This is a genomic window from Streptomyces albidoflavus (assembly GCF_000719955.1).
GTDB classification, from domain to species: Bacteria; Actinomycetota; Actinomycetes; order Streptomycetales; family Streptomycetaceae; genus Streptomyces; species Streptomyces albidoflavus.
Genome location: NZ_JOII01000002.1, coordinates 248,989 through 272,647, shown reverse-complemented (window position 1 = coordinate 272,647; position 23,659 = coordinate 248,989). Strand labels below are relative to the sequence as shown.

At 75.2% G+C, this 23,659-nt stretch carries 21 protein-coding genes; 8 read left to right on the top strand and 13 right to left on the bottom strand.

The annotated features are described in order from the left end of the window. Positions 1 to 75: 75 nt before the first annotated feature. Positions 76 to 1,242 (top strand): exonuclease SbcCD subunit D, encoded by a 1,167-nt coding sequence (locus tag IF45_RS0102990; protein WP_030305304.1) that lies wholly within the window; start codon positions 76 to 78, stop codon positions 1,240 to 1,242. Continuing rightward, positions 1,239 to 4,241: an AAA family ATPase gene (locus IF45_RS0102985; RefSeq protein WP_030305303.1), complete on the top strand. Its 3,003-nt coding sequence runs from the start codon at positions 1,239 to 1,241 to the stop codon at positions 4,239 to 4,241. The genes IF45_RS0102990 and IF45_RS0102985 overlap by 4 nt, the downstream gene beginning before the upstream one ends. Positions 4,242 to 4,245: 4 nt before the next feature. On the opposite strand, the gene IF45_RS0102980 is transcribed toward IF45_RS0102985, so the two are convergent. Then, a complete protein-coding gene (locus IF45_RS0102980) occupies positions 4,246 to 4,692 on the bottom strand; it encodes an Lrp/AsnC family transcriptional regulator (protein WP_018469681.1) in 447 nt (148 codons plus the stop codon). A 94-nt stretch (positions 4,693 to 4,786) separates the two neighbouring features. Here IF45_RS0102980 and IF45_RS0102975 point away from each other — a divergent pair, with 94 nt between their 5' ends. Further along, entirely contained in the window at positions 4,787 to 5,314 is a 528-nt protein-coding gene (locus IF45_RS0102975) for a rhodanese-like domain-containing protein (protein WP_030305300.1), read from the top strand. A gap of 79 nt (positions 5,315 to 5,393) precedes the next feature. Further along, positions 5,394 to 6,239 carry an SDR family oxidoreductase gene (locus IF45_RS0102970; protein ID WP_003946849.1) on the top strand — a complete coding sequence of 282 codons (846 nt, stop codon included), beginning with the start codon at positions 5,394 to 5,396 and terminating at the stop codon, positions 6,237 to 6,239. A 51-nt stretch (positions 6,240 to 6,290) separates the two neighbouring features. Here the strand turns inward: IF45_RS0102970 and IF45_RS0102965 are convergent, their stop codons facing one another. Both IF45_RS0102965 and IF45_RS0102960 read right to left on the bottom strand, forming a co-directional pair. Beyond that, complete coding sequence (locus IF45_RS0102965) at positions 6,291 to 7,979, bottom strand: DUF885 domain-containing protein (RefSeq protein WP_030305297.1); 1,689 nt, start codon at positions 7,977 to 7,979, stop codon at positions 6,291 to 6,293. A 36-nt stretch (positions 7,980 to 8,015) separates the two neighbouring features. Continuing rightward, positions 8,016 to 8,507, bottom strand: a complete 492-nt coding sequence (locus IF45_RS0102960) for an Lrp/AsnC family transcriptional regulator (protein WP_003946847.1) — start codon at positions 8,505 to 8,507, stop codon at positions 8,016 to 8,018. A 59-nt stretch (positions 8,508 to 8,566) separates the two neighbouring features. On the opposite strand from IF45_RS0102960, the gene IF45_RS0102955 reads away from it, so the two are divergent. Next, positions 8,567 to 9,823 carry a trans-sulfuration enzyme family protein gene (locus IF45_RS0102955; RefSeq protein ID WP_030305295.1) on the top strand — a complete coding sequence of 419 codons (1,257 nt, stop codon included), beginning with the start codon at positions 8,567 to 8,569 and terminating at the stop codon, positions 9,821 to 9,823. Here IF45_RS0102955 and IF45_RS0102950 read toward each other — a convergent pair. From IF45_RS0102950 to IF45_RS0102935, 4 genes are all read right to left on the bottom strand, one after another. Next, positions 9,759 to 11,180: a GNAT family N-acetyltransferase gene (locus IF45_RS0102950; protein ID WP_030305294.1), complete on the bottom strand. Its 1,422-nt coding sequence runs from the start codon at positions 11,178 to 11,180 to the stop codon at positions 9,759 to 9,761. The two genes, IF45_RS0102955 and IF45_RS0102950, sit on opposite strands and share 65 nt — an antisense overlap. Positions 11,181 to 11,376: 196 nt before the next feature. Beyond that, positions 11,377 to 12,981, bottom strand: a complete 1,605-nt coding sequence (locus IF45_RS0102945) for an alkaline phosphatase D family protein (protein WP_030305292.1) — start codon at positions 12,979 to 12,981, stop codon at positions 11,377 to 11,379. A gap of 170 nt (positions 12,982 to 13,151) precedes the next feature. Next, positions 13,152 to 13,685, bottom strand: coding sequence for a GNAT family N-acetyltransferase (locus tag IF45_RS0102940; protein WP_030305291.1), 534 nt, complete (start codon positions 13,683 to 13,685; stop codon positions 13,152 to 13,154). A 108-nt stretch (positions 13,686 to 13,793) separates the two neighbouring features. Beyond that, positions 13,794 to 14,624 (bottom strand): alpha/beta fold hydrolase, encoded by an 831-nt coding sequence (locus IF45_RS0102935; RefSeq protein WP_010639731.1) that lies wholly within the window; start codon positions 14,622 to 14,624, stop codon positions 13,794 to 13,796. A gap of 346 nt (positions 14,625 to 14,970) precedes the next feature. On the opposite strand from IF45_RS0102935, the gene IF45_RS0102930 reads away from it, so the two are divergent. Beyond that, on the top strand, positions 14,971 to 15,729 hold the full coding sequence (locus IF45_RS0102930; protein ID WP_030305290.1) for a GntR family transcriptional regulator: 759 nt from the start codon (positions 14,971 to 14,973) through the stop codon (positions 15,727 to 15,729). A gap of 76 nt (positions 15,730 to 15,805) precedes the next feature. On the opposite strand, the gene IF45_RS0102925 is transcribed toward IF45_RS0102930, so the two are convergent. Then, positions 15,806 to 16,963, bottom strand: coding sequence for an ROK family protein (locus IF45_RS0102925; RefSeq protein WP_030305287.1), 1,158 nt, complete (start codon positions 16,961 to 16,963; stop codon positions 15,806 to 15,808). 199 nt (positions 16,964 to 17,162) lie between these two features. On the opposite strand from IF45_RS0102925, the gene IF45_RS0102920 reads away from it, so the two are divergent. After that, entirely contained in the window at positions 17,163 to 17,612 is a 450-nt protein-coding gene (locus IF45_RS0102920) for a hypothetical protein (RefSeq protein ID WP_030305285.1), read from the top strand. A gap of 12 nt (positions 17,613 to 17,624) precedes the next feature. After that, positions 17,625 to 17,900 carry a hypothetical protein gene (locus IF45_RS0102915; RefSeq protein ID WP_008406140.1) on the top strand — a complete coding sequence of 92 codons (276 nt, stop codon included), beginning with the start codon at positions 17,625 to 17,627 and terminating at the stop codon, positions 17,898 to 17,900. 12 nt (positions 17,901 to 17,912) lie between these two features. Here the strand turns inward: IF45_RS0102915 and mug are convergent, their stop codons facing one another. The 5 genes from mug to IF45_RS0102890 all read right to left on the bottom strand — a co-directional run bounded on the left by mug (position 17,913) and on the right by IF45_RS0102890 (position 23,383). Further along, the gene (mug, locus tag IF45_RS0102910) at positions 17,913 to 18,515 is read right to left on the bottom strand and encodes a G/U mismatch-specific DNA glycosylase (RefSeq protein WP_008406142.1); all 603 of its coding nucleotides are present in this window, start codon (positions 18,513 to 18,515) and stop codon (positions 17,913 to 17,915) included. Next, positions 18,512 to 19,954, bottom strand: coding sequence for an adenylosuccinate lyase (gene purB / locus IF45_RS0102905; RefSeq protein ID WP_030305282.1), 1,443 nt, complete (start codon positions 19,952 to 19,954; stop codon positions 18,512 to 18,514). Before purB ends, mug begins: the two co-directional genes overlap by 4 nt. Positions 19,955 to 20,058: 104 nt before the next feature. Next, positions 20,059 to 20,913 carry an SGNH/GDSL hydrolase family protein gene (locus IF45_RS0102900; protein ID WP_008406145.1) on the bottom strand — a complete coding sequence of 285 codons (855 nt, stop codon included), beginning with the start codon at positions 20,911 to 20,913 and terminating at the stop codon, positions 20,059 to 20,061. A 122-nt stretch (positions 20,914 to 21,035) separates the two neighbouring features. Then, entirely contained in the window at positions 21,036 to 22,052 is a 1,017-nt protein-coding gene (locus IF45_RS0102895; protein ID WP_003946835.1) for a hemolysin family protein, read from the bottom strand. Next, the gene (locus tag IF45_RS0102890; protein ID WP_003946834.1) at positions 22,049 to 23,383 is read right to left on the bottom strand and encodes a hemolysin family protein; all 1,335 of its coding nucleotides are present in this window, start codon (positions 23,381 to 23,383) and stop codon (positions 22,049 to 22,051) included. Before IF45_RS0102890 ends, IF45_RS0102895 begins: the two co-directional genes overlap by 4 nt. Between the last annotated feature and the right edge of the window lie 276 nt (positions 23,384 to 23,659).

Below are 23,659 nucleotides of genomic sequence, written 5' to 3'. Positions count from 1 at the left end.
CGGTGGTCAGGCCGGTGAGGGCGGGACGGTTCGGGAGGCAGGGGTGCGGGTGGGCATGTGGGGCGGTGGGGCGCGGTGAGGATGCTGCACACCTCGGACTGGCATCTGGGGCGCTCCTTCCACCGGGCGAGCATGCTCGGCGCGCAGGCCGGCTTCATCGGCCACCTCGTCGAGACCGCCCGCGAGCGCGAGGCCGACGTGGTGGTGGTCGCGGGGGACGTCTACGACCGGGCGGTCCCGCCGCTCGCCGCCGTCGAACTCTTCGACTCCGCCCTGCACCAGCTCGCCGAGGCCGGCATCCCCACCGTGATGATCTCCGGCAACCACGACTCCGCCCGCCGCCTCGGTGTGGGCGCCGGGCTCATCGGCCGCGCCGGTATCCACCTGCGCACCTCGCCCGCCGCCTGCGGCGAGCCCGTCGTGATGGCCGACCGCCACGGCGACGTCGCCTTCTACGGACTCCCGTACCTCGAACCGGCCCTGGTCAAGGACGTGCTCGGGGTCGAGCGGGCCGGCCACGAGGCCGTGCTGCGCGCCGCCATGGACCAGGTCCGCGCCGACCTCGCCGGGCGCGCGCCGGGCACCCGCTCCGTCGTCCTCGCCCACGCCTTCGTGACCGGCGCCGCCGTCAGCGACAGCGAACGGGACATCACCGTCGGCGGGGTGGCCGCCGTCCCCCTGGAGGTCTTCGACGGCGTCGACTACGCCGCCCTCGGCCACCTGCACGGCTGCCAGACCCTCACCCCGCGCATCCGCTACGCCGGTTCCCCGCTCCCGTACTCCTTCTCCGAGGCGGACCACCGCAAGAGCATGTGGCTCGTCGACCTGGACGCCGAGGGGGAGGTGAGCGCCGAGCGGCTGGACTGCCCGGTGCCGCGCCCGCTCGCCCGGCTGCGGGGCGCCCTGGAGGAGCTGCTCGCCGACGAGAGCCTCGCCCGGCACGCGGAGTCCTGGGTGGAGGTGACGCTCACCGACGCCGTGCGGCCCGCCGACCCGATGGCCCGCCTCCAGGAGCGGTTCCCGCACACCCTCAGCCTCGTCTTCGCCCCCGACCGGAGCGAGGAGGAGGCCCTCGACTCGTACGCCCGGCGGCTCAGCGGCCGTGACGACCGGCAGATCGCCGAGGACTTCGTCGGCCACGTTCGCGGCGGCGTCGGCCCCGACACCGCCGAACGGGCCCTGCTGCACGAGGCCCTGGACGCCGTCCGCACCGCCGACCACCTGGGCGAGGTCCACCGATGAGGCTGCACCGGCTGGGCATCACCGCCTTCGGCCCCTTCGGAGGCGCCCACGAGATCGACTTCGACGCGCTCAGCGCCGCCGGACTCTTCCTCCTCCACGGCCCGACCGGCTCCGGCAAGACCTCCGTCCTGGACGCCGTCTGCTACGCCCTCTACGGCTCCCTGCCCGGCGAACGCGCCACCGGGGCCCAGGGCACCGGGCTGCGCAGCGACCACGCCGCACCCCACGCCCGCGCCGAGGTCGTCCTCGACCTCACCGTCGCCGGACGCCGCCTGGAGGTCACCCGGCAGCCGGCCTGGGAACGCCCCAAGAAGCGCGCCGCCGGCACCACGGTCGACAAGGCACAGACCTGGCTGCGCGAGTACGACCCCGCCACCGGCACCTGGCGCGACCTCAGCCGCTCCCACCAGGAGACCGGCGAGGAGATCACCCAGCTGCTCGGTATGAGCAAGGAGCAGTTCTGCCAGGTCGTCCTGTTGCCGCAGGGGGACTTCGCCCGGTTCCTGCGCGCCGACGCCGAGGCTCGGGGGCGGCTGCTGGGACGGCTCTTCGACACCCGCCGGTTCGCCGCCGTCGAGCAGCACCTCGCCGAGCTGCGCCGGGCCGCCGCCGACCGCGTCCAGGAGGGCGACCGGGTGCTGCTCGCCGCCCTCCAGCGGATGCGGCAGGTCGCGGGGGAGGCCACCGGCGTGCCGGTCCCCGAGGCCGAACCGGGCGAGCCGGGGCTCGCCGCCGACGTGCTCGGCTGGGCCGCCACCGCCCGCGCCGACCTGCGCGAACGCCGGACCGTCGCCCGCCTCGCCCTCACCGCCGCCGAACAGGAACAGACCGCCGCCCGGCGCGCCCTGGACGAGGCCCGCGAACTCCACCGCCTCCAGCAGCGCGCCGGACAGCTGCACGCGCGCCGCGAGCGGCTGGCCGCCACCGCCGAGGCCCACGAGGAACGGCTCACCCGCCTCGCCCACGCCCGCAAGGCCGCCGCCGTGCAGGGGGCGCTCGACCTCAGGCACGCCGCCGAGCGGGCCCACGCACGCGCCCGCCGCGCCGAGGAGGCGGCCCGCGCCGCGCTCCCCGCCGAACACACCGTCCCCGCCTCCCGGCTGGCCGCGCTCGCCCGCACCGCCGTCGAGGAGCTGGGCGCCCTCGCCTCCGCCCGCCGGGCCGAGCGGCGCCACGCCGAGCTGACCGGCGAACTGGACCGCGTCGACCGCGACGAGCACGCCGACGAGACGCTGCTGGCCGAGACCGCGGAGTGGCTGGAGCGCTGGGACACCGCCCGCTCCGGGCTCCAGCGCGAGGAGACCGAGGCCCGCGACGCCGCCGCCGACGCCGACCGGCTCGCAGCCCTCCTCGGCCCCGCCCGCGAACGGCTCGCCGCCGCCCGCCGCCGGGACACCCTGGCCGCCGACGCCGACCGGGCCCGCGCCGCCGCGCTCACCGCCCGGGAGGAAGCGACCGCCGCGCAACGCCACTGGCTGGAGCTGAAGGAGACCCGGCTCGCCCACATCGCCGCCGAACTCGCCGACCGCCTCACCGACGGCGAGCCCTGCGAGGTCTGCGGCGCCACCGCCCACCCGCACCCGGCCACCCGCGCCGACGGCCATGTCGACCAGCGCGCCGAGGACGCGGCGCACGCCGCCTACCGCCGGAGCGATGCCGGGCGGGCCGAGGCCGAACGCGCCCTGGGCGTCGTACGGGAGGAGCTGGCCGCCGCGACGGCCGCCGCCACCACCGCCGAGGTGGCCGGGCTGGCGGCCGAGGCGGCGCGGCTCGCCGGGGAGTACGAGCGGGCGAGGGCGGCCGCCGAAGGGCTGCACGCCGTCCGGCACCGGCTCGACGCCGCCGGGCGGGAACACGAGCGCCGCCTCGCCGAACGCCACGCGGCCGAGCGCCGGGCCGCCGCCCGCGCCACCCTCCGCGACAGCCTGGTACGGGAACAGGCCACCCTCGACGAGGAGTTGGCGCAGGCGCGCGGCGGCGCCACCGGGGTGGCCGCACGCGCTCGCCAGCTGGAGGAGCGGGCCGCGCTGCTCACCGAGGCCGCCGAGGCGTCCCGCGCGGCCGAGGAGAGCGCCGGCCGGCTCAAGGAGGCCGACGCGCGCCTCGCCGACGCCGCCTACCGGGCCGGTTTCGACACCCCGGAGCAGGCGGCCGCCGCCGTCCTGGACGACGCGGACCACCGTGAACTCCAGCACGCGGTCGACGCCCGCCGGCTGGAGGAGGCCGAGGTGCGCTCCGCCCTCGCCGACCCGGCCACCGCCGACGCCGCGGCCCTGCCGCCCGCCGACCCGGACGCGGCCACCGACCGGGCCCGCCGCGCCGACCTGCGCCTGCGCGCCGCCGCCGCCACCGACGAGGCGGCCGGCCGCGACACCGCCGCGCTCGACGCCCTCTCCCGGCAGGCCACCGCCGAGGCCCGGCGCCTGGGACCGCTGCGCGCACAGTACGAGCGGGTGGCCCGGCTGGCGCAGCTGGCCGCCGGGACCTCCACCGAGAACGAACGCCGGATGCGGCTGGAGTCGTACGTGCTGGCCGCCCGGCTCGAACAGGTGGCGGCGGCCGCGACCGTGCGGCTGCACCGCATGTCCGGCGGCCGCTACACCCTGGTGCACACCGCCGACCGCTCCGGACGCGGCCGTTCCGGGCTCGGGCTGCGCGTCGTGGACGCCTGGACCGGCCGCGAGCGGGACACCGCGACGCTCTCCGGCGGCGAGACCTTCTTCGCCTCCCTCGCCCTCGCGCTCGGCCTCGCCGACGTGGTCACCGACGAGGCGGGCGGGGTGCGGCTGGACACCCTCTTCATCGACGAGGGCTTCGGCAGCCTCGACGACCAGACCCTCGACGACGTCCTCGACGTCCTGGACACGCTGCGCGAGCGGGACCGCAGCGTCGGCATCGTCAGCCACGTCGCCGACCTGCGCCGCCGCGTCCACACCCAGCTGGAGGTGGTGAAGGGCCGGGACGGCTCCGCGCTGCGCGTCCACGGCACCGGCGGCTGACGGGTCAGGGGCCGATCGCCCGCCGGGCCAGCGGCGAGGAGTAGACGATGCTGGTCGTCACCGAACCCAGCCCGGCGATCCGGCCCGTCACCTCCTCCAGGTGGCGCATCGACCGGGCCGCGACCTTGAGCAGGAAGCAGTCGTCCCCGGTCACGTGGTGCGCCTCCAGGATCTGCGGGGTGGCCGCCACCAGGTCGTGGAAGGGCTTGTAGTTGCCGTTCGGGTAGCGCAGCCGGACGAAGGCCAGGATGGCGTACCCGAGCCGCTCCGGATCGACCACCGCCGTGTAGCCGCGCACGATCCCCGCTTCCTCCAGCCGCCGCACCCGCTCGGTCACCGCGCTCGCCGACATCGACACGGCCCGCGCCAGCTCGGCGAAACTCGCCCGCCCGTCCCGCTGGAGGGCCTCCAGGATGCGCCAGTCGGTGGCGTCCGGGGAAAACTCGGTCATGCGGCATCTCTAGCAGGCGCATCCCCGGCGGATCAACCAGTTCGCCGGGGATCACTCCTTCAGGGTGCGGTCGCCCGAATCTAGATTCGACCCCATGAACCAGCAGTTCAGCGCCGCCCCGCAGCCCACCTCGTCCGTACCGGCGGCCACCGGGGATTCCCCCTCCGCCGTCCTCGCCGTGCCGCCCGCCCCGCCCGCCGAGGCGGCGGCCCTCCTGCGTGCCGCCCTCGCCCGCCACACCGACGTCTCGGACGTCGCCGCCGACCTGGCCACCGGCACCCCCGGCTTCACCCTGGTCGACTCCCGCTCCACCGCCGCCTGGGACCAGGGCCACGTCCCCGGCGCCGTCCACCTGCCCACCGCCTCCGTCCCCGCCCTCGCCGGCCGGCTCCTGGACCCGGCCCGCCCCGTCGTCACCTACTGCTGGGGCCCCGGCTGCGACGGCGCCACCCGCGCCGCCCTCGCCCTGGCCGAACAGGGCTTCCGCGTCAAGGAGATGCTCGGCGGCTTCGAGTACTGGGTCCGCGAGGGATTCCCCTACGACACGGCCGACGGCCCGCGCACCAGCGCCCCCGACCCGCTGACCGCACCCCTCCGCGCCGCGGACGACTGCGGCTGCTGAAGCCCCCGGAACCTTCGGCCCGCCCCCGGGCCGGAAATCCTCCTGGACCCGGGGGAGTCCGGCCGCGATCATGGCGCCCATGCCCGAACTTCCCGTGCCCACCCCCGCCGACCTCGCCCGCGACCCGCTGCCGCTGCGCGGCCGTACCGCGCTCGTCACCGGTGCCGGCCGGCGGAGCGGCATCGGCCACGCCGTCGCCCGCAGGCTGGCCGCGTACGGTGCGAGCGTCCACCTCCACCACCACGTCCCGCACGACGCCGCCCAGCCCTGGGGCGCCGACGACCCCGAGGACGTCGCCGCATCCGTACGCGAGGCCCTCGCGGCGCCCGGCGCCCGCGTCACCCACGGGCCCGCCGACCTCGCCGGCCCCGAAGCCCCGGCCCGGCTCCTCGCCGACGCCGTGGAAGCCCTCGGCGGGCGGCTCGACATCCTCGTCGCCAACCACGCCCGCAGCGGCGACGACGGCCCGCTCGACGCGATCGACGCCCGTGCCCTGGACGCCCACTGGGCGGTCGACACCCGCTCGGTGATCCTGCTGATCCAGGCGTACGCCCGGCACCGCGCCGCGCTCGACGACGAGGCCCCGCCCGGCCGCGTCCTGATGATGACCTCCGGCCAGGACCACGGGGGCGGCATGCCCGAGGAGATCGCCTACAGCCTCCAGAAGGGCGCCCTGGCCTCCGCCACCCGCTCCCTCGCCACCACGCTCGCCCCGCTCGGCGTCACCGTCAACACGGTCAACCCCGGCCCGGTCGACACCGGCTACCTCACCGGCGAGGCACATGCGCACATCGCCGCGCTCTTCCCCGCCGGACGGTGGGGGAGGCCCGACGACCCGGCCCGGCTGCTCTCCTGGCTCGCCACCGACGAGGCGGCGTGGATCACCGGCCAGGTCATCGACTCCGAGGGCGGCTTCCGGCGCTGACCGGGACCGGCGCGCCCCGGGGCCGGGCGCACGCGCCCGGCCCCGTACGCGTCAGAGCTTCGACAACTCGTCCACCAGGTCGTCCAGGCCCAGCGAACCCAGCGACAGCGCCGCCATGTGCCACGCCTTGGCGTCGAAGGACTCGCCGTGGGCCGCACGGGCGTTGGCGCGGCCCAGCAGCCAGGCGCGCTCGCCCAGCTTGTAGCCGATCGCCTGGCCGGGCATGGAGAGGTAGCGGGTCAGCTCGCTCTCCACGAACTCCGCCGGGCGGCCGCTGTGCATCCCGAAGAACTCCTGGGCCAGCTCCGGCGTCCACCGCTCGCCCGGGTGGAACGGCGAGTCGTCCGGAATGGCCAGCTCCAGGTGCATGCCGATGTCGACGATGACCCGCGCGGCCCGCATCATCTGCGCGTCCAGGTACCCGAGCCGCCGCTCGGCGTCGGTCAGGAAGCCCAGCTCGTCCATGAGCCGCTCCGCGTAGAGCGCCCAGCCCTCGCAGTTGGCGCTGACCATGCCGACCGTCGCCTGGTAGCGCGAGAGGCTCTCCGCCACGTGCGTCCACTGCGCCAGCTGGAGGTGGTGGCCGGGAACGCCCTCGTGGTACCAGGTCGACACCAGGTCGTAGACCGGGAAGCGGGTCTCGCCCATGGTCGGCAGCCAGGTCCGGCCCGGCCGCGAGAAGTCCTCGGAGGGACCGGTGTAGTACGGCGCGGCGGCCCCGCCGGGCGGCGCGATCCGCGACTCGACCCGGCGCACCCGCTCCGCCAGCTCGAAGTGGGTCCCGTCCAGCGCCTCGATCGCCTCGTCCATCACGCTCTGGAGCCAGTCGCGGACCTCGTCCACGCCCTCGATGTGCGCCCCGTGCTCGTCCAGGTGCTTCAGCGCCTCCCAGGGCGTCGCCGCCCCCGGCAGTACCTTCTCCGCCTCGGTGCGCATCTCGCCGAGCAGCCGGTGGTACTCCGACCAGCCGTACGCGTACGCCTCGTCCAGGTCCAGGTCGGTGCCGTTGAAGTAACGGGACCAGCGCTGGTAGCGCTCGCGGCCCACGGTGTCCGGCTGACCCTCGACGGCCGGCGCGTACACGTCGCGCATCCAGTCCCGCAGCGCCGCCACGGCCGCGCTCGCCCCGGCCGCCGCCGCGTCCAGCTCGGCGCGGAGCGCCTCGGGGCCGTCCGCCGCGAAGGTCTCGAACCAGCCCGGCCGGCCCTCCCCGCCCGCCCACTCGGTGAGCTGCCCGACGAAGGTGGCCGTCGGCCGCGGGCCGCCGTACAGCTTGCGCTCCAGGCCCAGTTCCAGGGACTGCCGGTACCCCTCCAGCGTCGCGGGCACGGCACGCAGCCGCTCCGCCACGGCCGCCCACTCCTCCTCGGTGCCGGTCGGGGTCACCGTGAAGACCTCGCGGACCGAGTGCGCGGGGGAGTGGATGTTGCTGACCGCCCGCAGGTCCTCGTCGGCCTCGTGGACCGCCAGCTCGGCGGTGAGCCGCTCACGCAGCAGCCGCGCGCAGCGCCGCTCCTCCTCGCTGTCACCGCCGGGGCGCCGCTCCGCCTCGTCCAGCGCGGCCAGCGTCGCGGACGCCAGGCCGGCCGCGGCCTGCCGTCCGGCCGGGGAGAAGTCGGGCAGCTTCCCGGAACTCTCCGCCACTCCGAGGTACGTACCGGTGATCGGGTCGAGGGCGATGAGGTCGTCGACGTAGGCGTCGGCGACCTGACGGGGCAACGGGTTCTTCAACTCTGACATGAGGCCCATCCTCGTACGATCGGGCCCCCGGCGTCACTACCTTCCCGTCCCGGCCGTCCCGGGCGGCAGCATCGGCCCGCACTCCCACTGCTGGAAGATCAGCCGCGTCTCCACCCGCGCCACCTCCCGCCGCGAGGTGAACTCGTCCAGCACCAGCCGCTGGAGATCGGTCATGTCCGCCACCGCGACGTGGACCAGGTAGTCGTCCGGGCCCGTCAGGTGGAAGACCGCCCGCGACTCCGGCAGCGCCCGGATGCGGTCCACGAACGGCCCGACCAGCTCCCGCCGGTGCGGCCGCACCTGCACCGACAGCAGCGCCTGCAGCCCGCGCCCCAGCTTCGCCGGGTCCAGCTCCAGCCGGTGCCCGAGGATCACCCCGGACCGGCGCAGCCGCGTCACCCGGTCCAGACAGGTGGAGGCGGCCACCCCGGTCGCCTCGGCCAGCTCGCGGTAGGTCGCCCGTGCGTCGTTCTGCAACAGCCGCAGAATCCGCAGATCCACCGTGTCCAGTACGACAGATTCGGTCATCCGGCGAACGTAACACGGGACTTGGCCGCCGCCGCCGGACGGCCCCGCACCCTCGGGCCATGACCACCGACGCCGCGCACACCCCCGCCACGCCGCCGCCCGCATCCCGGGCCCTGGCCACGGAAGCCGTCCACGCGGGCCGCGACGACCTCGCCGCCCTCGGCCTGCACGCGCCGCCGCTCGACCTCTCCACCACCTACCCCTCGTACGACAGCCGCGCCGAGGCCGCCCGCCTCGACGCTTTCGCCGCCACCGGCGCCGAGCTGGAGGGCCCGCCCGTCTACGCCCGCCTCGGCAACCCCACCGTCGGCCGCTTCGAGACCGCCCTCGCCCGGCTGGAGGGGACCGAGGCCGCCGTCGCCTTCGCCAGCGGCATGGCCGCCCTCACCGCCGTCCTGCTGGCCCGCGCCTCCCTCGGCCTGCGCCACGTCGTCGCCGTCCGCCCGCTGTACGGGTGCAGCGACCACCTGCTGAACACCGGGCTGCTCGGCACCGAGGTCACCTGGGTCGACCCGGCCGGCATCGCCGACGCCATCCGGCCGGACACCGGCCTGGTCCTCGTCGAGACCCCCGCCAACCCCACCCTCGCCGAGATCGACCTGCGCGCCGTCGCCCACGCGTGCGGCACCGTGCCGCTGCTGGCCGACAACACCTTCGCCACCCCCGTCCTGCAGCGGCCCGCCCAGTCCGGCGCCCGCATCGTGCTGCACAGCGCCACCAAGTACCTCGGCGGCCACGGGGACGTGCTCGGCGGCGTCGTCGCCTGCGACGAGGAGTTCGCCCGCACCCTGCGCCAGGTCCGCTTCACCACCGGCGGCGTCCTGCACCCGCTCGCCGGCTACCTGCTGCTGCGGGGCCTGGCCACCCTGCCCGTCCGGATGCGCGCCGCCTCCGCCACCGCCGCCACCCTGGTCGAACGGCTCCGCGCCGACCCGCGTGTCACCCGCGTCCACTACCCTGCCGTCGGCGGCGCCATGATCGCCTTCGAGACCGCGGGCGACCCGCACCAGGTCATCGCCGGCGTCCGGCTGATCACCCCGGCCGTCAGCCTCGGCAGCGTCGACACCCTCATCCAGCACCCCGCCTCCATCAGCCACCGCGTGGTCGACGCCCACGACCGCCACGCCCACGGCGTCAGCGACCGGCTGCTGCGCCTCTCGGTCGGCCTGGAGGACGCCGACGACCTCTGGAACGACCTCGACTCCGCCCTCGGCGCGGAGGCCGGGAACGGAGCCGGGGAGGCGGAGCCGGTCAGCGCCCGGAACGGGCACTCCCGGGACGCAGGTCGTACGCGGGCCGGGAGCACACCGGAGTGACGTCCAGGCGGGCGGTGATCACCAGGGTGCCCTCCTCGATCTGGTAGTCGAGGGGGAGACCCAGGCCGCGCATGGCGGCGACCATCGCGGTGTTCGACGCCTGCGTCACGGCGTAGACGCTCTCACCGCCCGCCTCCACGGCCATCGCGACCAGCCGGCCGAGGAGTTCGCCGCCGATGCCCCGGCGCTGCCAGGCGTCCTCCACCAGCAGCGCGATCTCCGTCTCGTCGCCGTCCCACAGCAGGTGCCCGAGGGCCACGATGCGGCCCTCGGCGTCCCGCGCGGCCAGCGTCCGGCCGAACCGCGGGCTCAGCAGGTGGTCCAGGTAGCGGTCGGCGTCGCGGACCGGGCCGTGGTAGCGCCTGGCCAGGGTCTCGGGCGAGCAGCGCTCGTGCAGGGCGCGGGCCTCGGCCAGGTCGTCGGCGTCGGCGCGCTGCACCGTCACCGCCTCGCCCCGGTCCAGCGTCATCACGTGCCGGGTCCGCGGCAGCCGCGCCCCCAGCCGGCTGTCCAGCTCCACCAGCGCCCGCGCCCGCGCGAACTCGGTCGGGGTGAAGGCGAGATGGGGCCGCTCGATGGTGACCACCCCGTCCCCGGGGGCGCGCAGCCGCAGCACCGTTCCGTCCAGCACACCCTCCACCGGCACCGCCTGCCCGTCCGCCTGCGCCCGGGCCGCGGGCACCGACCGGATCGTGCAGCGGCCCAGCAACTGACGCAGGGCCAGCGGCAGTTCGGCCGGGTCCAGCGCGGTACGGGTGGCGAGGCCCAGGACCCGCGTCGGGGCGTCGACCAGGTCGTGGGTGTCGGCCCGCTCGACCCAGGTGGAGCTGCCGCCCGCCCCGGCGACCGTACGGGTCAGCGTGACGGCGGCCAGCCCCTCGGGCGCCCGCAGCAGGAACTCGTCGACCGTCCCCTCCGCCAGCGGATGCGTCTGCAGGCTCAGGATGTCGACCTTCCGCTGGGCCAGGGCTCCGCACAGCTGCGCCAGCGAGCCCGGCTCGTCCCGCACGGTGGTCCGCATCCGCCACAGCGTCGTCGCGCCCGGCGCCCCCTGCGAGGCGGCGGCCAGCTCACCGGCGGTGCCCGCCGCGGGCCCGGTATCCGCCGGGGGCGGGGCGTGCGGATGGCGCCGCGCCCACCAGCAGTGCACCGCCGCCGTGACGAGCAGGGCCACCGCCGAGGCGAGCAGCATCACCGGACCCCTGGGGCCGTTCACCACGGTCTTGGCGATGGCGTCCGCCACCGCGACGGCCGTGAAGAGGCCGGCCAGCTCCACCAGGTCCCGCCGCCAGTGGTGGGTCCCGGGCGCCGGGGCGCGGCGGCCGGAGCGCCGGGCCCAGCGGGAGCGGCCCCGCACAGCGCTCCTGGCGGGCGCCGCGGAGCCGGCTCCCGCCTCCGTCCCCGTCTCGGCCGCGGGCGTCGTGTCAGTCGTCTCCATCGTCATGCCTCCACTGTGGAGGAGCGGTGTTGCCTGATCACGAACGTGTTGTGACCGACTGGTTAAGCGTGCTTAGGTCCCTTTCGCCGGGACTGCGCCCGCCGCCCCGGGCGGCTCACTGGCCCACCAGCCCCGGCTGGAGCGTCTTGCGGAACAGCGTCCGGCCGCCCTCCGCGCGCAGCCGCACGGTCAGCTCCCCACTCCCGGCGTCGATGCCGACCTCGCCGAAGTACTGCGGGGACTCGGCCGGGGAGACGTTGGCCCGGTCCGGCGCCTGGACGAAGACCTGGTCGGGCCCGAAGGTCGCGTCCAGCCCGACCGCCGGGAAGCCGCCGGCCGCCAGCGGGCCCGTGACGAACTCCCAGAACGGCGCGAAGTCCCGGAAGGCCGCCCGCTCGGGCCGGTAGTGCTGGGCCGAGGTGTAGTGCACGTCGGCGGTGAGCCAGAGGGTGCCGGTGATCCGCCGGTCCTTGATGTGCCGCAGCAGCTCCGCGATCTGGAGTTCCCGGCCCAGCGGCGCCCCCGGGTCGCCCTGAGCCACCGCCTCCACGTGCTTGTCGGCGTCGAGGACGACCAGGCCGAGCGGCATGTCGGAGGCGATCACCTTCCAGACGGCCCGCGAGCGGGACAGCTCCCGCTTGAGCCAGGCCAGCTGTTCCGCACCGAGGATGCCCACCGTGTCGTCGGCCTCCCGGCCGGGCGAGTTGGGCCGCCGGTGGCTGCGCATGTCGAGCACGAAGACGTCGAGCAGGGGCCCGTGCCGCAGGACCCGGTAGACCCGGCCCGCCCGGTCGGCGGTGCCCGCCGGCAGCGTGGAGACGGGGAAGTACTCGCCGAAGGCCCGCAGGGCCCGGGCGGCCAGCACGTCGGCGCGCTTCTCGGTGTAGCGGTCGTCGTCGAGGAGCTGCCCCGGGTACCAGTTGTTGTGCACCTCGTGGTCGTCCCACTGCACGATCCACGGCACCCGCGCGTTGAACCGCCGCAGCGGCGCGTCCAGCAGGTTGTAGCGGAAGTTGCCCCGGAACTCGTCGAGCGTCTCGGCGACCTTCGCCTTCTCCTCGGTGGTGATGTTCCGCCAGATCCGGCCGTCCGCCAGGGTCACCCGCGGCTCGATCGGGTTGTCGGCGTAGATGGTGTCCCCGCTGCACAGGAAGAAGTCCGGGTCCAGCGCCGCCATCTCGTCGAAGACCCGGTAACCGCCCCGCTCCGGGTTGATGCCCCAGCCCTGTCCCGCGATGTCCCCGGACCAGGTGAACCGCACGTCGCGCCGGCGCGGCGAGGTGGTGCGGAAGGTGCCGGTGACGGGTTCGCCGCCGCGCCGCGGGTCGTCGGGGTCGGCGAGCAGGACCCGGTAGTGGATCTGCTGCCCGGAGGGGAGCCCGCGCAGCCGGGTGGTGCCGGTGAAGTCGGTGCCCGGGCCGAGCAACGGCCCCCGGAAGCGCCGGGGATGGCGGAACGACTCGGTGGCCGAGGTCTCCACCACCATGCGGGCCGGACGGTCGGACCGCACCCAGACCAGACCCCCGTCCGCCCCCACGTCACCGGCCTGCACGCCCCAGCGGGCGGCCGGACGCCCCGACCGGGCGAAGGCCGGGGCCGCGCCGGCGGCGGGCAGCGCGAGGGCGGCGGTCGCCGCCAGCGACCCGGTGAGCAGCCGCCGCCGGTCGACGCCGGCGGAGCCCGCGCCGCTGGGGGAGTGGTGGTCGGGGGCGGGGGTCATGGGGCCTCCTGCTCGTCGGTACCGGGGCGAGTGTCCGGGCGCCACTCTGCTGCCGTACGGGGTGGGACGAGCGGCGCCGACGCGAACCCCCAGTGAACATCCGCCGTTCGGCGGGGGCTGCCCCCGGGACCGAAGGGGCTGGATCTGACCCCTCGGCCGACGCCGGGCGCCTACGCGCCGTCGTCGGCAGGGTGGAGGGCGCCGGGTCCGGCGGTGGTGCTGAACGAGATCCAGACGTCAGGTGCCAGGTCCGGCCGGTTCGGCACCGGCCTGCGCTCCTCTGTCCAGGCGTCCCCGGCGATCTCCGTGGCGACCCGACGCCAGAACCGCACCGCGCCCGCGTTGGCATCCTGGAACGCGATCTCCCACGGCCCCGGATGCCGGGCCACGACGCCCTGGGCGGCGTGCGTACCGGCGCCCGCCCGTCGCGCCCCGCGCACCACGAAGAAGCTGTTCATCACGCGCGTCGGACCGAGCAGACCGCGGACGAACGCGAACCCGACGGGCCGGTCACCGACGGTCAGGAGGTACGGCGCCCGGTCGGGTTCGGAGAAGGCCAGGTGAAGCCAAGCGTCCGGGAAGGATCCGTCAGGGCCGGGCAGGTCACCCTCCACCTCCGACATGTCGTGGCGGAACATCAGCCACAGGCGTTCGGCCGTGGGCTTGTCGGCAAGCTCCGCGAGGCGCAAGGAGAGGTCCGGCACGTGACTCCGTGGTGAGGGTGGTCGGGGTCGGCCGGGGACGGTCCGCTCCCACCGGAGCGAACGGGCCCTGAGGGGCCGGGGTGGCGCGCCCCGGCCCGTCCGGTGTCCTCAGCGGGTGGCGTCCAGGATGACACGGGCGACCAGGGCCGGGTCGTCGTTCATCGGGACGTGCCCGCAGCCCGGGAGGCGGATCAGGCGGGCCTTGGGGATGACCTGCTTGGCCCGTACCCCCTGGCGGCGCAGGAGGATGCGGTCGCGGCTGCCCCAGGCGACGGTCACCGGGACGTCCGGTACGTCATGGGTGAACAGGGCGTCGCGGCCGGCCGCCAGGGTCGGTTCGAAGCCGGTGCACTCGCGAAGCGCCAGTGTCTCGGCGACCACCGCCGCCGCCGGGCGGCGCCCCGGGCGGGCGTAGATGGTGCTGGTGAGGGCGGCGCGCCCGGCGGCGGTGCGGGCCGCCCGCTCGACCACCGGGAGCGGCATCGCCAGGGCCGCCTGCCGCATCGCGCGCAGCGTGCCGAAGGCGTACCGGCGTTCGCCCTCGCTCCAGAATCCGGCCGGCGAGAGGGCCGTGACCGTCCGCGCCAGTCCCTGGCGGCCGAGTTCGAGGGCGAGCAGGCCGCCCAGGGAGTTGCCCACCACGTGCGGACGGTCCAGCCCCAGCGTCTCGCAGAGCCTGCCCAGGGTCCGGGCGACGGTCGGCAGGTCGTAGGGGACGCCGTCCGGCAGGGCGGGGGAGGCGCCGAAGCCGGGCAGGTCCACGGCGACGACGTCCCGTTCGGCGGCGAGGATGCCGGTGACCGGCTCCCACGCCTGGAGGTGGTGCCCTATGCCGTGCAGCAGTACCACCGGCTCCCCGGAGCCGTGGCGTTCGTGGACGGCGCTCACCTCGCGGGAACCGGCGGGGGTGTCGATGCGGAAGGAGACGGTGGCGGTCATGCAGCTCCTCGACGTGAACGCGCGGGGTCCGCGCTGGACTTGGCCTGTGCTGCTGGACAGCTTGTCAGTAAGCCCTACCGATCGGTAGCCCTTGGCCGCCCCGCGTGCCGCGCGCCGGGCGGCCGTCACGTGAACGGCGCGGTGCGGCGTACGTCCCCCTGTGTGGCGCATACGAACGATGCGTGAACGCTGTACGGCGATGTGCCGGGGCGCCCCGGGTTCACCGCAGGATTGGTCTTGACCAAGTTCCCGGCGCCCCCTATCGTCGCTAGGGTTAGTGAAGGAACCTTTAATAAACAAGGGCACGGAAAACACCGCCGGGACAAGGCGATTGCGGAGGATCAGGGTGGGGACCACGCAGCTGGAATCGGTGCCGGAGCCGAAGTACTGGCACCTCAGGACCGTGCTCAGTGAGGCACTCGACTCCGAGTTCGCCGTCGGCCAGGTACTGCCGAACGAGCGGGACCTCGCCGCGCGCTTCGGCGTCGCGCGGGCCACGCTCCGGCAGGCGCTGGAGCAGCTGGAACTCGAAGGGCGCCTCCAGCGCCGCAGGGGCGTCGGCACCACCGTCGCGCCGCCGCGCGTCGGCGTGGCCGTCGGCTCGGCCGAGCTGGGCTGGCCGGGCGCGCCCGGCGACGCCTGGCAGGCCGAGGAGAGCGACCGCGCCACCGCGCCCGCCGCCGTCGCCGAGCTTCTGGGCATCGCCAAGAACGAGCCGGTCCACATCGTCCGCCGCACCCGGGTGACCGGCGGCCAGCCCGTCGCCGCCGACCTGGTCCACATCCCGGCCTCCTCGGTGCCGGACCTCACCGCCATAGACGCCCCGGCCGGCCCCGCCCGCGCCCGCGCCGTCCTGCGGGAGCTGCGCAGGATGGAGTTCGAGGGCCAGGACCGCTCCGTCGAACTGGGCTCCGCCCGGGCCGACGACGCGCGTGCCCTGGACCGGCTGCCCGGCGCGCCCGTCCTCGTGGTCACCACCCGCTACTTCGGCGCCGGTGGCACCGCGGCGGTCTCCCTGGCCACCTACCGGGCCGACACCTGCCGCCTGACCTTCGGCGCGGACGGCGTCGAGATCCACCACACCCCGGAGCGCCAGGCCTCCTGACCCGCCCCCTCGCCCCTCCCGCCACGGCCGCCAGGACTCGTCCCGGCGGCCGTGCGCCGTGGCGCGGGTGGGCCGCTCAGCGCCGGGCGGTCACCGTGGTCTCCACCGCGAACAGCTGCTCCTCGACATGGTCCAGCGCCAGCCGCAGCGCCCCGGTGGCCACCGCGGCCTCGCCGAGGACGGAGAGCGCGACCCGGGGCGTCCGCAGGCAGTACCGCGCCAGCTCCTTGCGCAGCGGCTCCAGTACGCCGTCCAGTCCGGCCGCCCAGCCGCCGATCACCACCACCTCCGGGTCGAGCGCCAGCACCAGCGCCGCCACGTCGTGCACCAGCCGCCGCACGAAGCGGTCGAGGGCCGCCTGCGCCTGGGCGTCGCCGTCGCGGGCGTCGGCGAAGACCGCGGCCACCGCCTGCTCGTCCAGCGGATGCAGCGGCTCCCCGTTGGTCGACAGCAGGGTCTCCGGGGTCTCCCCGCGCCCCAGCAGATGCAGGGCGCCGATCTCCCCGGCCGCTCCGCCGAACCCCCGGTGCAGCCGGCCGCCGATCAGCGAACCGGCGCCGGGGCTCAGCCCCGCCATCACGTAGATCACGTCGTCCGAACCGGCCGCCGCGCCCTTCCAGTGCTCCGCCACGGCCGCCGTGTTGGCGTCGTTCTCGACCAGCACCGGGCAGCGGAACGACCGGCGCAGCCGCTCCCCGAGCTCCAGTCCCGTCCACTCGGGCAGCGCCGTGCCCAGCCGGACCGTCCCGTCGGCCTCCACGATGCCCGGACTGCCCACGCCGACCGCCCGGACCGCCTGCCGCGACACGCCCGTCCGGCGCAGCAGGTCCGCGACGGTGGCCCGCAGCCGCTCCAGCCGCTCGTCGGCGGGGGCGGAGGCGAGGACGGGCTTCTGGGAGGTGCCGAGAATGCGGCCGTCGAGGTCGGAGAGGACCGCCGACACGCGGTGCGAACCGATCTCCAGCCCCAGCAGGTAGCCCGCCTCCGCCCGGAACCGGAACCTCCGCGCGGGCCGTCCCTGACGCCGTGCGGCGCCCTCCTCGGCCGCCACCTCCACGACCAGACCTGCCTCGATCTGCCCCTCCACGACCCCCTCGACGGTCGGCCGGGACAGGCCGGTGACGCGGGTGATCTCGGTGAGCGTGGCGCACTCCGTACCGCGCAGCGCGTGCAGCACCACGGCCGAGTTGATGCGGCGCAGCAGCGAGGGGTCTCCGCCGGTCATGCGTCCCACCGCTGGTCCTCCCTGCTCGTGCGCGTGATGGCCGGATCGTACTGTGCCGGGCCCCCGGCTGCGAGGGCTGGTACGCGCCGTCCCCGCGGAAGCGGAGTCTGACACTGTGCCACCTTCCCGTCCCCGGCCCTCCTGCGGGGCCGCGCCGCTCCGGGAGCCGGTGGCCCGGCTGTCGGCGGCGACCGGTTTACTGGACCGTATGAGTACCGCTCGGCACCTGGCGACCCTGGAGCAGCTGTGCGCGCGGCCCTTCGCGGACGAGGGCTCCGTCCGCAGCGACCCCGAGGGGAGTACGGGGCCCGGCTTCCACCTCGCCCTGCTGGCCAGTTCGGGTGCTCCGGCGGGTGAACGGGCCGCCGTGGCCGAGGAGTTCGCCGCACTGCGGGAAGCCCTCGCGGTGGTGCTGGAGGTGCGCTGGGGGCCCGCCGAGCACGTCAGCCTCTGGAGCGCCTTCGTCCGGGCCGAGGAGGCGCGGATCGCCGGCACCGGCGAGGTGGTCGAGGAGCCCTGGCGTTCGCTGTGCGCCTCCGTGCCGGACGTGCTGCTCTGGCGCCGTGCCGACCGCTGGATCGCCCTCGGCACCGCCGAACGGGAGACCGAGCAGCCCCTCCGCCTGCTGGCCCTCGCCACCGCCGTCGACCCGCCCTAGAAGGAACCCACCATGACCGGCACAGCGAACAAGCCCGACCTCACCCACGGGGCGCTGGCGGCCGTGATCGGCCCCGTCAGTCTGCTCGGCGTCGCCCTCGGCTTCGCCGCGGTCCCCTTCGTCATGATCCTGGGCCTGATCGGCGGCGCCGTCGCGACGGCGTACGGCGCTGTCGGCCTGGCCAAGGGGGAGCGGGCCCGGGGCCGCTGCCTGGCCGGCCTGACGACCGGTGCCGTCGCCTTCCTGGTGCCCACGATCGCGCTGTTCGCCGTGATGGCCTCGGTGTGAGCCGCCCGGCGGTCAGCGGGCCGGGGCCGCGTCCACGGCTTCCCGCAGCCGCCCGTACTCCCCGGCCATCGCCTCCACCGACCAGTGGGCGTTGAGCCCGCTCGGGTTCGGCAGCACCCAGACGCGGGCGCCCCCGACCGTCCGCTCCTGCGGGCCCACCACGGCCCGGCGCTCGCCGAACGCCGCCCGGTACGCCGTGATCCCGACCACCGCGAGCCAACGCGGCGCCAGCCGGGCCACCTTGGCGGTCAGCAGGGTGCCGCCCTCGCGGTACTCCTCGGCGGTCAGTTCGTCGGCCCGCGCGCTGGGGCGTGCCACCACGTTGGTGATGCCGAGGCCCAGCGCCGGCAGGAGGTGCTGCTCGGCCGGGGCGAAGCGGCGCGGGGTGAAGCCCGAGCGGTGCAGGACCGGCCAGAAGCGATTGCCGGGGCGGGCGAAGTGGTGGCCCGTCTCGGCGGTGAGCAGGCCGGGGTTGATGCCGCAGAACAGCACCCGCAGCTCCGGTCCGACCACGTCCGGGACGCGGACGCGGGCCAGTTCCTCGGGGGTCGGGCGGGCGCCCGCCGGTCCTCGGGGTGCGCGGGCACCGGCCGGACCGGCGGGCGCGCGGGTCACAGGATCGCGCCGGGCGCGTAGCCGGCCGCCTCCGGGTGGCGCCGGGTGACCTTCTCCACGGCGGTGACCACCGCGTTCACCTGGTCGGCCGCGGCGCCGGTGAAGGAGAGCTTGTCGGCCATCAGGGCCGCCAGCTGCTCGCGGTCGAGCGGCAGCCGCGGGTCGGCGGCGAGCTTGTCGAGCAGCTCGTTGCGCTCCGCGCCCTGCTCGCGCATGGCCAGCGCCGAGGCGACCGCGTTCTCCTTGATCGCCTCGTGGGCGATCTCCCGGCCGACGCCCGCGCGGACGGCGCCCATCAGGACCTTGGTGGTGGCGAGGAAGGGCAGGTACCGGTCGAGCTCGCGGGCGACCACGGCCGGGAACGCGCCGAACTCGTCCAGCACCGTCAGGAAGGTCTCCAGCAGGCCGTCCAGCGCGAAGAAGGCGTCGGGCAGCGCGACCCGGCGGACCACCGAGCAGGAGACGTCCCCCTCGTTCCACTGGTCGCCGGCCAGCTCGCCGGTCATCGAGGCGTAGCCGCGCAGGATGACCATGAGGCCGTTGACGCGCTCGCAGGAGCGGGTGTTCATCTTGTGCGGCATCGCCGAGGAGCCGACCTGGCCGGGCTTGAAGCCCTCGGTGACCAGCTCGTGGCCGGCCATCAGCCGGATGGTCTTGGCCAGCGAGGAGGGAGCGGCGGCCAGCTGCACCAGCGCGGTGACGACCTCGTAGTCCAGCGAGCGCGGGTAGACCTGGCCCACCGAGGTGAACGCCTGGCCGAAGCCGAGGTGACCGGCGATCCGGCCCTCCAGCTCGGCGAGCTTGGCCGCGTCGCCGCCGAGCAGGTCCAGCATGTCCTGGGCGGTGCCGACCGGGCCCTTGATGCCGCGCAGCGGGTACCGCTCCAGCAGCTCCTCGACCCGGCCGTACGCCACCAGCAGCTCGTCGGCGGCGGTGGCGAACCGCTTGCCGAGGGTGGTGGCCTGGGCGGCGACGTTGTGCGAACGGCCCGCCATGACCAGCTCGCCGTACTCGCCCGCCAGCCTGCCGAGCCGGGCCAGGACGGCGACCGTGCGGTCCCGGACCAGTTCGAGGGAGAGGCGGACCTGGAGCTGCTCGACGTTCTCGGTGAGGTCGCGCGAGGTCATGCCCTTGTGGACCTGCTCGTGCCCGGCGAGGGCGTTGAACTCCTCGATACGGGCCTTCACGTCGTGCCGGGTGACCGCCTCGCGCTCGGCGATGGAAGCGAGGTCGACCTGGTCGAGGACCCGCTCGTAGTCCTCGATCGCGCCCTCGGGCACCTCCACACCCAGGTCCCGCTGGGCGCGGAGCACCGCGAGCCAGAGCTGCCGCTCCAGCCTCACCTTCTGCTCGGGGGACCAGAGGGAGGCCAGTTCGGTGGAGGCGTAGCGGCTGGCCAGGACGTTCGGGATGCGGGGCTTTGCAGTCACACCGGTCATCCTACTGGCGCAAAGTGTGAGGCTCGCGCCTGGCCGCTCTCGTAGGAAAGCCCAAGCGGCCGGGCCCGGAGTGCCCCGGGAGCCGGCCGCCCGGGCGTCCTCGCTCAGTCGCGCCGGGCGTCGGCCGGGTCCAGGCGGCGCCAGCCCTGGACCGGGCCCGGGGCCGTGCCCTCGGCGGGCGTGGCCCAGAAGGCGGTGGCCGTGGCCGGGTCCATGTGGGCGCCGTGGCGGCCGTCGCCGGAGGAGCGGCCGGTGAGGCGGCGGCCGATCCAGGGGGCCAGGTGGCGGCGGGTGAACATCACGTCGGCGCCCCGGCGGCGGAGCCAGCCCGGGGGAGTGGCGACGGGCAGGGCCGCCGCCCAGTCGCCGGTGGGCTCCAGCCCCAGGTCCTGCCAGACGGCTTCGGCGACCCGGCGGTGGCCCTCGGCGTTCAGGTGCAGCCGGTCCACGTCCCAGAGCCGGGGGTCGCTCAGCGAGGGCGCGCTGTAGAGGTCGACCAGGCGCGCCCCGTGCTGCTCGGCCAGCCCCTCCAGGTGGGCGAAGAGAGCCTCCATGCGGGGCCGGAACCGTTCCAGGACGGGGCCGTTGCGGGCCGGGCTGCGCATCAGCACCAGGGTGCCGCAGCTGGGGGCGAGCCGTTCGACGGCCTCGGTCAGCAGTCCGCAGACCCGGTCCATGTCGCAGGAGGGGCGCAGGGTGTCGTTGAGTCCGCCGACCAGGGTCACCACATCGGCGTTCATCGCGGCGGCGGCGTCCACCTGGTCCTCGACGATCTGGCCGATGAGCTTCCCGCGTACGGCGAGGTTGGCGTAGCGGAAACCGGGGGTCCGCTCGGCGAGGCGGGCGGCGAGGAGGTCCGCCCAGCCCCGGTAGGAGCCGTCCGGCAGCCGGTCGGACATGCCCTCGGTGAAGGAGTCGCCGATCGCGACCAGGCTGGTGTAAGTGGCATTCGTCTGCATGGCGCCAGCGATCGTACTGCGCGGTCCGCGGCGGCGCGCCACCGGCATACCCGTTGGTATGGGGCAGGGGGCGGAAACGCCGGTGCCGGGGCCCGCGAGGGACCCCGGCACCGGCGTACGGGTCAGGCCGGGGTGCGGCCGAACAGCTCCTGGAGGACGTCCTCCATCGTGACCAGACCGGCCAGCCGGCCGTCCGCGCCGAGGACCGCGGCCAGATGGGTGCGGCTGCCGCGCATCGCGGTCAGCACGTCGTCCATCGGGGTGGCCTCGCGCACCCGGGGGATGGGACGCATGTCCGGCACCCGGAACGGCAGGTCGCGCGGCATGGCGTCCAGCGCGTCCTTGACGTGCAGGTAGCCGACGATGCGGCGGCCGTCGTCCACCACCGGGAACCGCGAGAAGCCCGACTCGGCCGAGAGCCGCTCCAGCTCCTCGGGGGTGACCCCGATGTGCGCGTAGACGATCCGCTCCAGCGGCAGCACCACGTCCTTGACCGGGCGGCGGCCCAGCTCCAGCGCGTCGTGCAGGCGCTCGGTGGCCCGGTCGTCGAGCAGCCCGGCGTCCCCGGAGTCCTTCACCATGCGGGCCAGGTCGTCGTCGGAGAAGCTCGCCGACACCTCGTCCTTGGTCTCCACCCGCAACAGCTTCAGCAGCAGGTTGGCGAAGGCGTTGATGGCGAAGATCACCGGACGCAGCGCCCGGGAGAGCGTCACCAGCGGCGGGCCGAGCAGCAGCGCGCTGCGCACCGGCTCCGCCAGCGACACGTTCTTCGGGATCATCTCGCCGAGCAGCATGTGCAGGTAGGTCGCGGCCGTCAGCGCGATGGCGAACGACAGCGTGTGGCCCAGCGCGACCGGCACGCCCACCGCGTCGAAGACCGGCTCCAGCAGATGGGCGATGGCCGGCTCCGCCACCACACCCAGCACCAGGGTGCACAGGGTGATGCCGAGCTGGGCCGCGGCCAGCAGCTGCGAGACGTGCTCCAGGCCCCACAGCACGCTGCGGGCCCGCTTGTTCCCCGCCTCGGCGTGCGGCTCGATCTGGCTGCGGCGGACGGAGATCAGGGCGAACTCGGCGCCGACGAAGAAGGCGTTCACGACGAGCGTCGCGAGGCCGATCAGCAGCTGTACGACGATCATCGCTCGTCCTCCTCGGCGGACCCGGCGTCGGCGGGCATGTGCAGCAGCACCCGCGCGGCACGGCGCCCGGAGGCGTCCACCACGTCGAGGTTCCAGCCCTTGACGGTCAGGTGGTCACCGACGGCCGGGATGCGCCCCAGCTCGGTGGCGACCAGCCCGGCCAGCGTCTCGTACGGGCCCTCCGGGACCTTCAGCCCGATCCGGGCCAGGTGGTCGGTGCGGGCGGCGCCGTCCGCCGAGTAGAGCGTGCGGCCCTCCTCGTCCTCGCCGGCCGGGGCGAGCCCCGGTGTCTCGTGCGGGTCGTGCTCGTCGCGGACCTCGCCGACGACCTCCTCGACGATGTCCTCCAGGGTCGCCACGCCGGCGGTCCCGCCGTACTCGTCGATGACCACGGCCATGGTGCGGCGGCCCGAGAGCCGGTCCAGCAGCCGGTCGACGGTGAGCGACTCGGGGACCAGCAACGGCTCGCGCATCAGCTCCGTCACCGGCCGCCGGGCGCGCAGCTCGGCGGGGACGGCGAGGACGTCCTTGATGTGCGCCACGCCGACCACCGTGTCCAGACTGCCCCGGTAGACGGGGAAGCGGGAGAGTCCGGTGGCGCGGGTGGCGTTGGCGACGTCCTCGCAGGTGGCCTGGGCGTCCAGGGCCATCACCTGGACGCGCGGGGTCATGACGTTCTCCGCGGTCAGGTCGGCGAGGTTCAGGGTCCGGACGAACAGCTCGGCGGTGTCCGCCTCCAGCGACCCGGCCTTGGCCGAATGGCGGGCCAGCGCCACCAGCTCCTGCGGGCCGCGCGCCGAGGCCAGCTCCTCGGCCGGCTCGATGCCCATCCGGCGGACCGCCCGGTTGGCCGTGTTGTTCAGGTGGGTGATGAACGGCCGGAAGAGGGTGCTGAAGATCCGCTGCGGCGTGGCGACCTTCTTGGCCACGGCCAGCGGCTCGGAGATCGCCCAGTTCTTCGGGACCAGCTCGCCCACGACCATCAGGACCACGGTCGACAGGGCGGTGCCGACGACCAGGGCGATGGAGGAGGCGGTTCCGGCCGAGACGCCCATCGAGCGCAGCGGCCCCGCGAGCAGCGCCGCGATGGACGGCTCCGCGAGCATGCCGACGACCAGGTTGGTCACGGTGATGCCGAGCTGGGCGCCGGAGAGCTGGAAGGTGAGGTGCCGTACGGCCTTGAGAGCGCCGGCGGCGCCGCGTTCGCCGCGGTCCGCGGCCTCTTCGAGGGTGCTGCGCTCGACGGTCGTCAGCGAGAACTCGGCGGCGACGAAGGCACCGCAGGCGAGGGCCAGCGCGATGGCGAGCAGGAGGAGGAGCACTTCGGTCATCGGGTCACCACCGTCCCATGATCAGTCAGGGAGGCGGGGTGCGCGCGACGGGGAATGCGGAGGTACGTGGTACTGGGAGGCTCGCCCATGGGCGGACGCTCACACACCTTTCTTGAGGAAGAACCCATGATGCCCCGCGGCAGCGCTCCGAGCGGCTGGACCGGGGGAGATCGAACAACGTCCCCCATAGTAAAGCCCCAGCAAAAGCGGGAGAAAAGCTGCATAAGGTCTCAACTGCGGCTCCGGTCCCCCCGCTGCGGGCGTTCCCCGGCGAGC

Excerpts from the sequence above, each read along its gene's own strand:
- purB (WP_030305282.1), bottom strand. The coding sequence starts at position 19,954 with ATGACCGGTGTGACTGCAAAGCCCCGCATCCCGAACGTCCTGGCCAGC.
- IF45_RS0102915 (WP_008406140.1), top strand. The coding sequence starts at position 17,625 with ATGACCGGCACAGCGAACAAGCCCGACCTCACCCACGGGGCGCTGGCG.
- IF45_RS0102980 (WP_018469681.1), bottom strand. The coding sequence starts at position 4,692 with ATGACCGAGTTTTCCCCGGACGCCACCGACTGGCGCATCCTGGAGGCC.
- IF45_RS0102895 (WP_003946835.1), bottom strand. The coding sequence starts at position 22,052 with ATGATCGTCGTACAGCTGCTGATCGGCCTCGCGACGCTCGTCGTGAAC.
- IF45_RS0102935 (WP_010639731.1), bottom strand. The coding sequence starts at position 14,624 with ATGACCGCCACCGTCTCCTTCCGCATCGACACCCCCGCCGGTTCCCGC.
- IF45_RS0102920 (WP_030305285.1), top strand. The coding sequence starts at position 17,163 with ATGAGTACCGCTCGGCACCTGGCGACCCTGGAGCAGCTGTGCGCGCGG.
- IF45_RS0102900 (WP_008406145.1), bottom strand. The coding sequence starts at position 20,913 with ATGCAGACGAATGCCACTTACACCAGCCTGGTCGCGATCGGCGACTCC.
- IF45_RS0102945 (WP_030305292.1), bottom strand. The coding sequence starts at position 12,981 with ATGACCCCCGCCCCCGACCACCACTCCCCCAGCGGCGCGGGCTCCGCC.
- IF45_RS0102960 (WP_003946847.1), bottom strand. The coding sequence starts at position 8,507 with ATGACCGAATCTGTCGTACTGGACACGGTGGATCTGCGGATTCTGCGG.
- IF45_RS0102985 (WP_030305303.1), top strand. The coding sequence starts at position 1,239 with ATGAGGCTGCACCGGCTGGGCATCACCGCCTTCGGCCCCTTCGGAGGC.
- IF45_RS0102955 (WP_030305295.1), top strand. The coding sequence starts at position 8,567 with ATGACCACCGACGCCGCGCACACCCCCGCCACGCCGCCGCCCGCATCC.
- IF45_RS0102970 (WP_003946849.1), top strand. The coding sequence starts at position 5,394 with ATGCCCGAACTTCCCGTGCCCACCCCCGCCGACCTCGCCCGCGACCCG.
- IF45_RS0102965 (WP_030305297.1), bottom strand. The coding sequence starts at position 7,979 with ATGTCAGAGTTGAAGAACCCGTTGCCCCGTCAGGTCGCCGACGCCTAC.
- IF45_RS0102890 (WP_003946834.1), bottom strand. The coding sequence starts at position 23,383 with ATGACCGAAGTGCTCCTCCTCCTGCTCGCCATCGCGCTGGCCCTCGCC.
- IF45_RS0102975 (WP_030305300.1), top strand. The coding sequence starts at position 4,787 with ATGAACCAGCAGTTCAGCGCCGCCCCGCAGCCCACCTCGTCCGTACCG.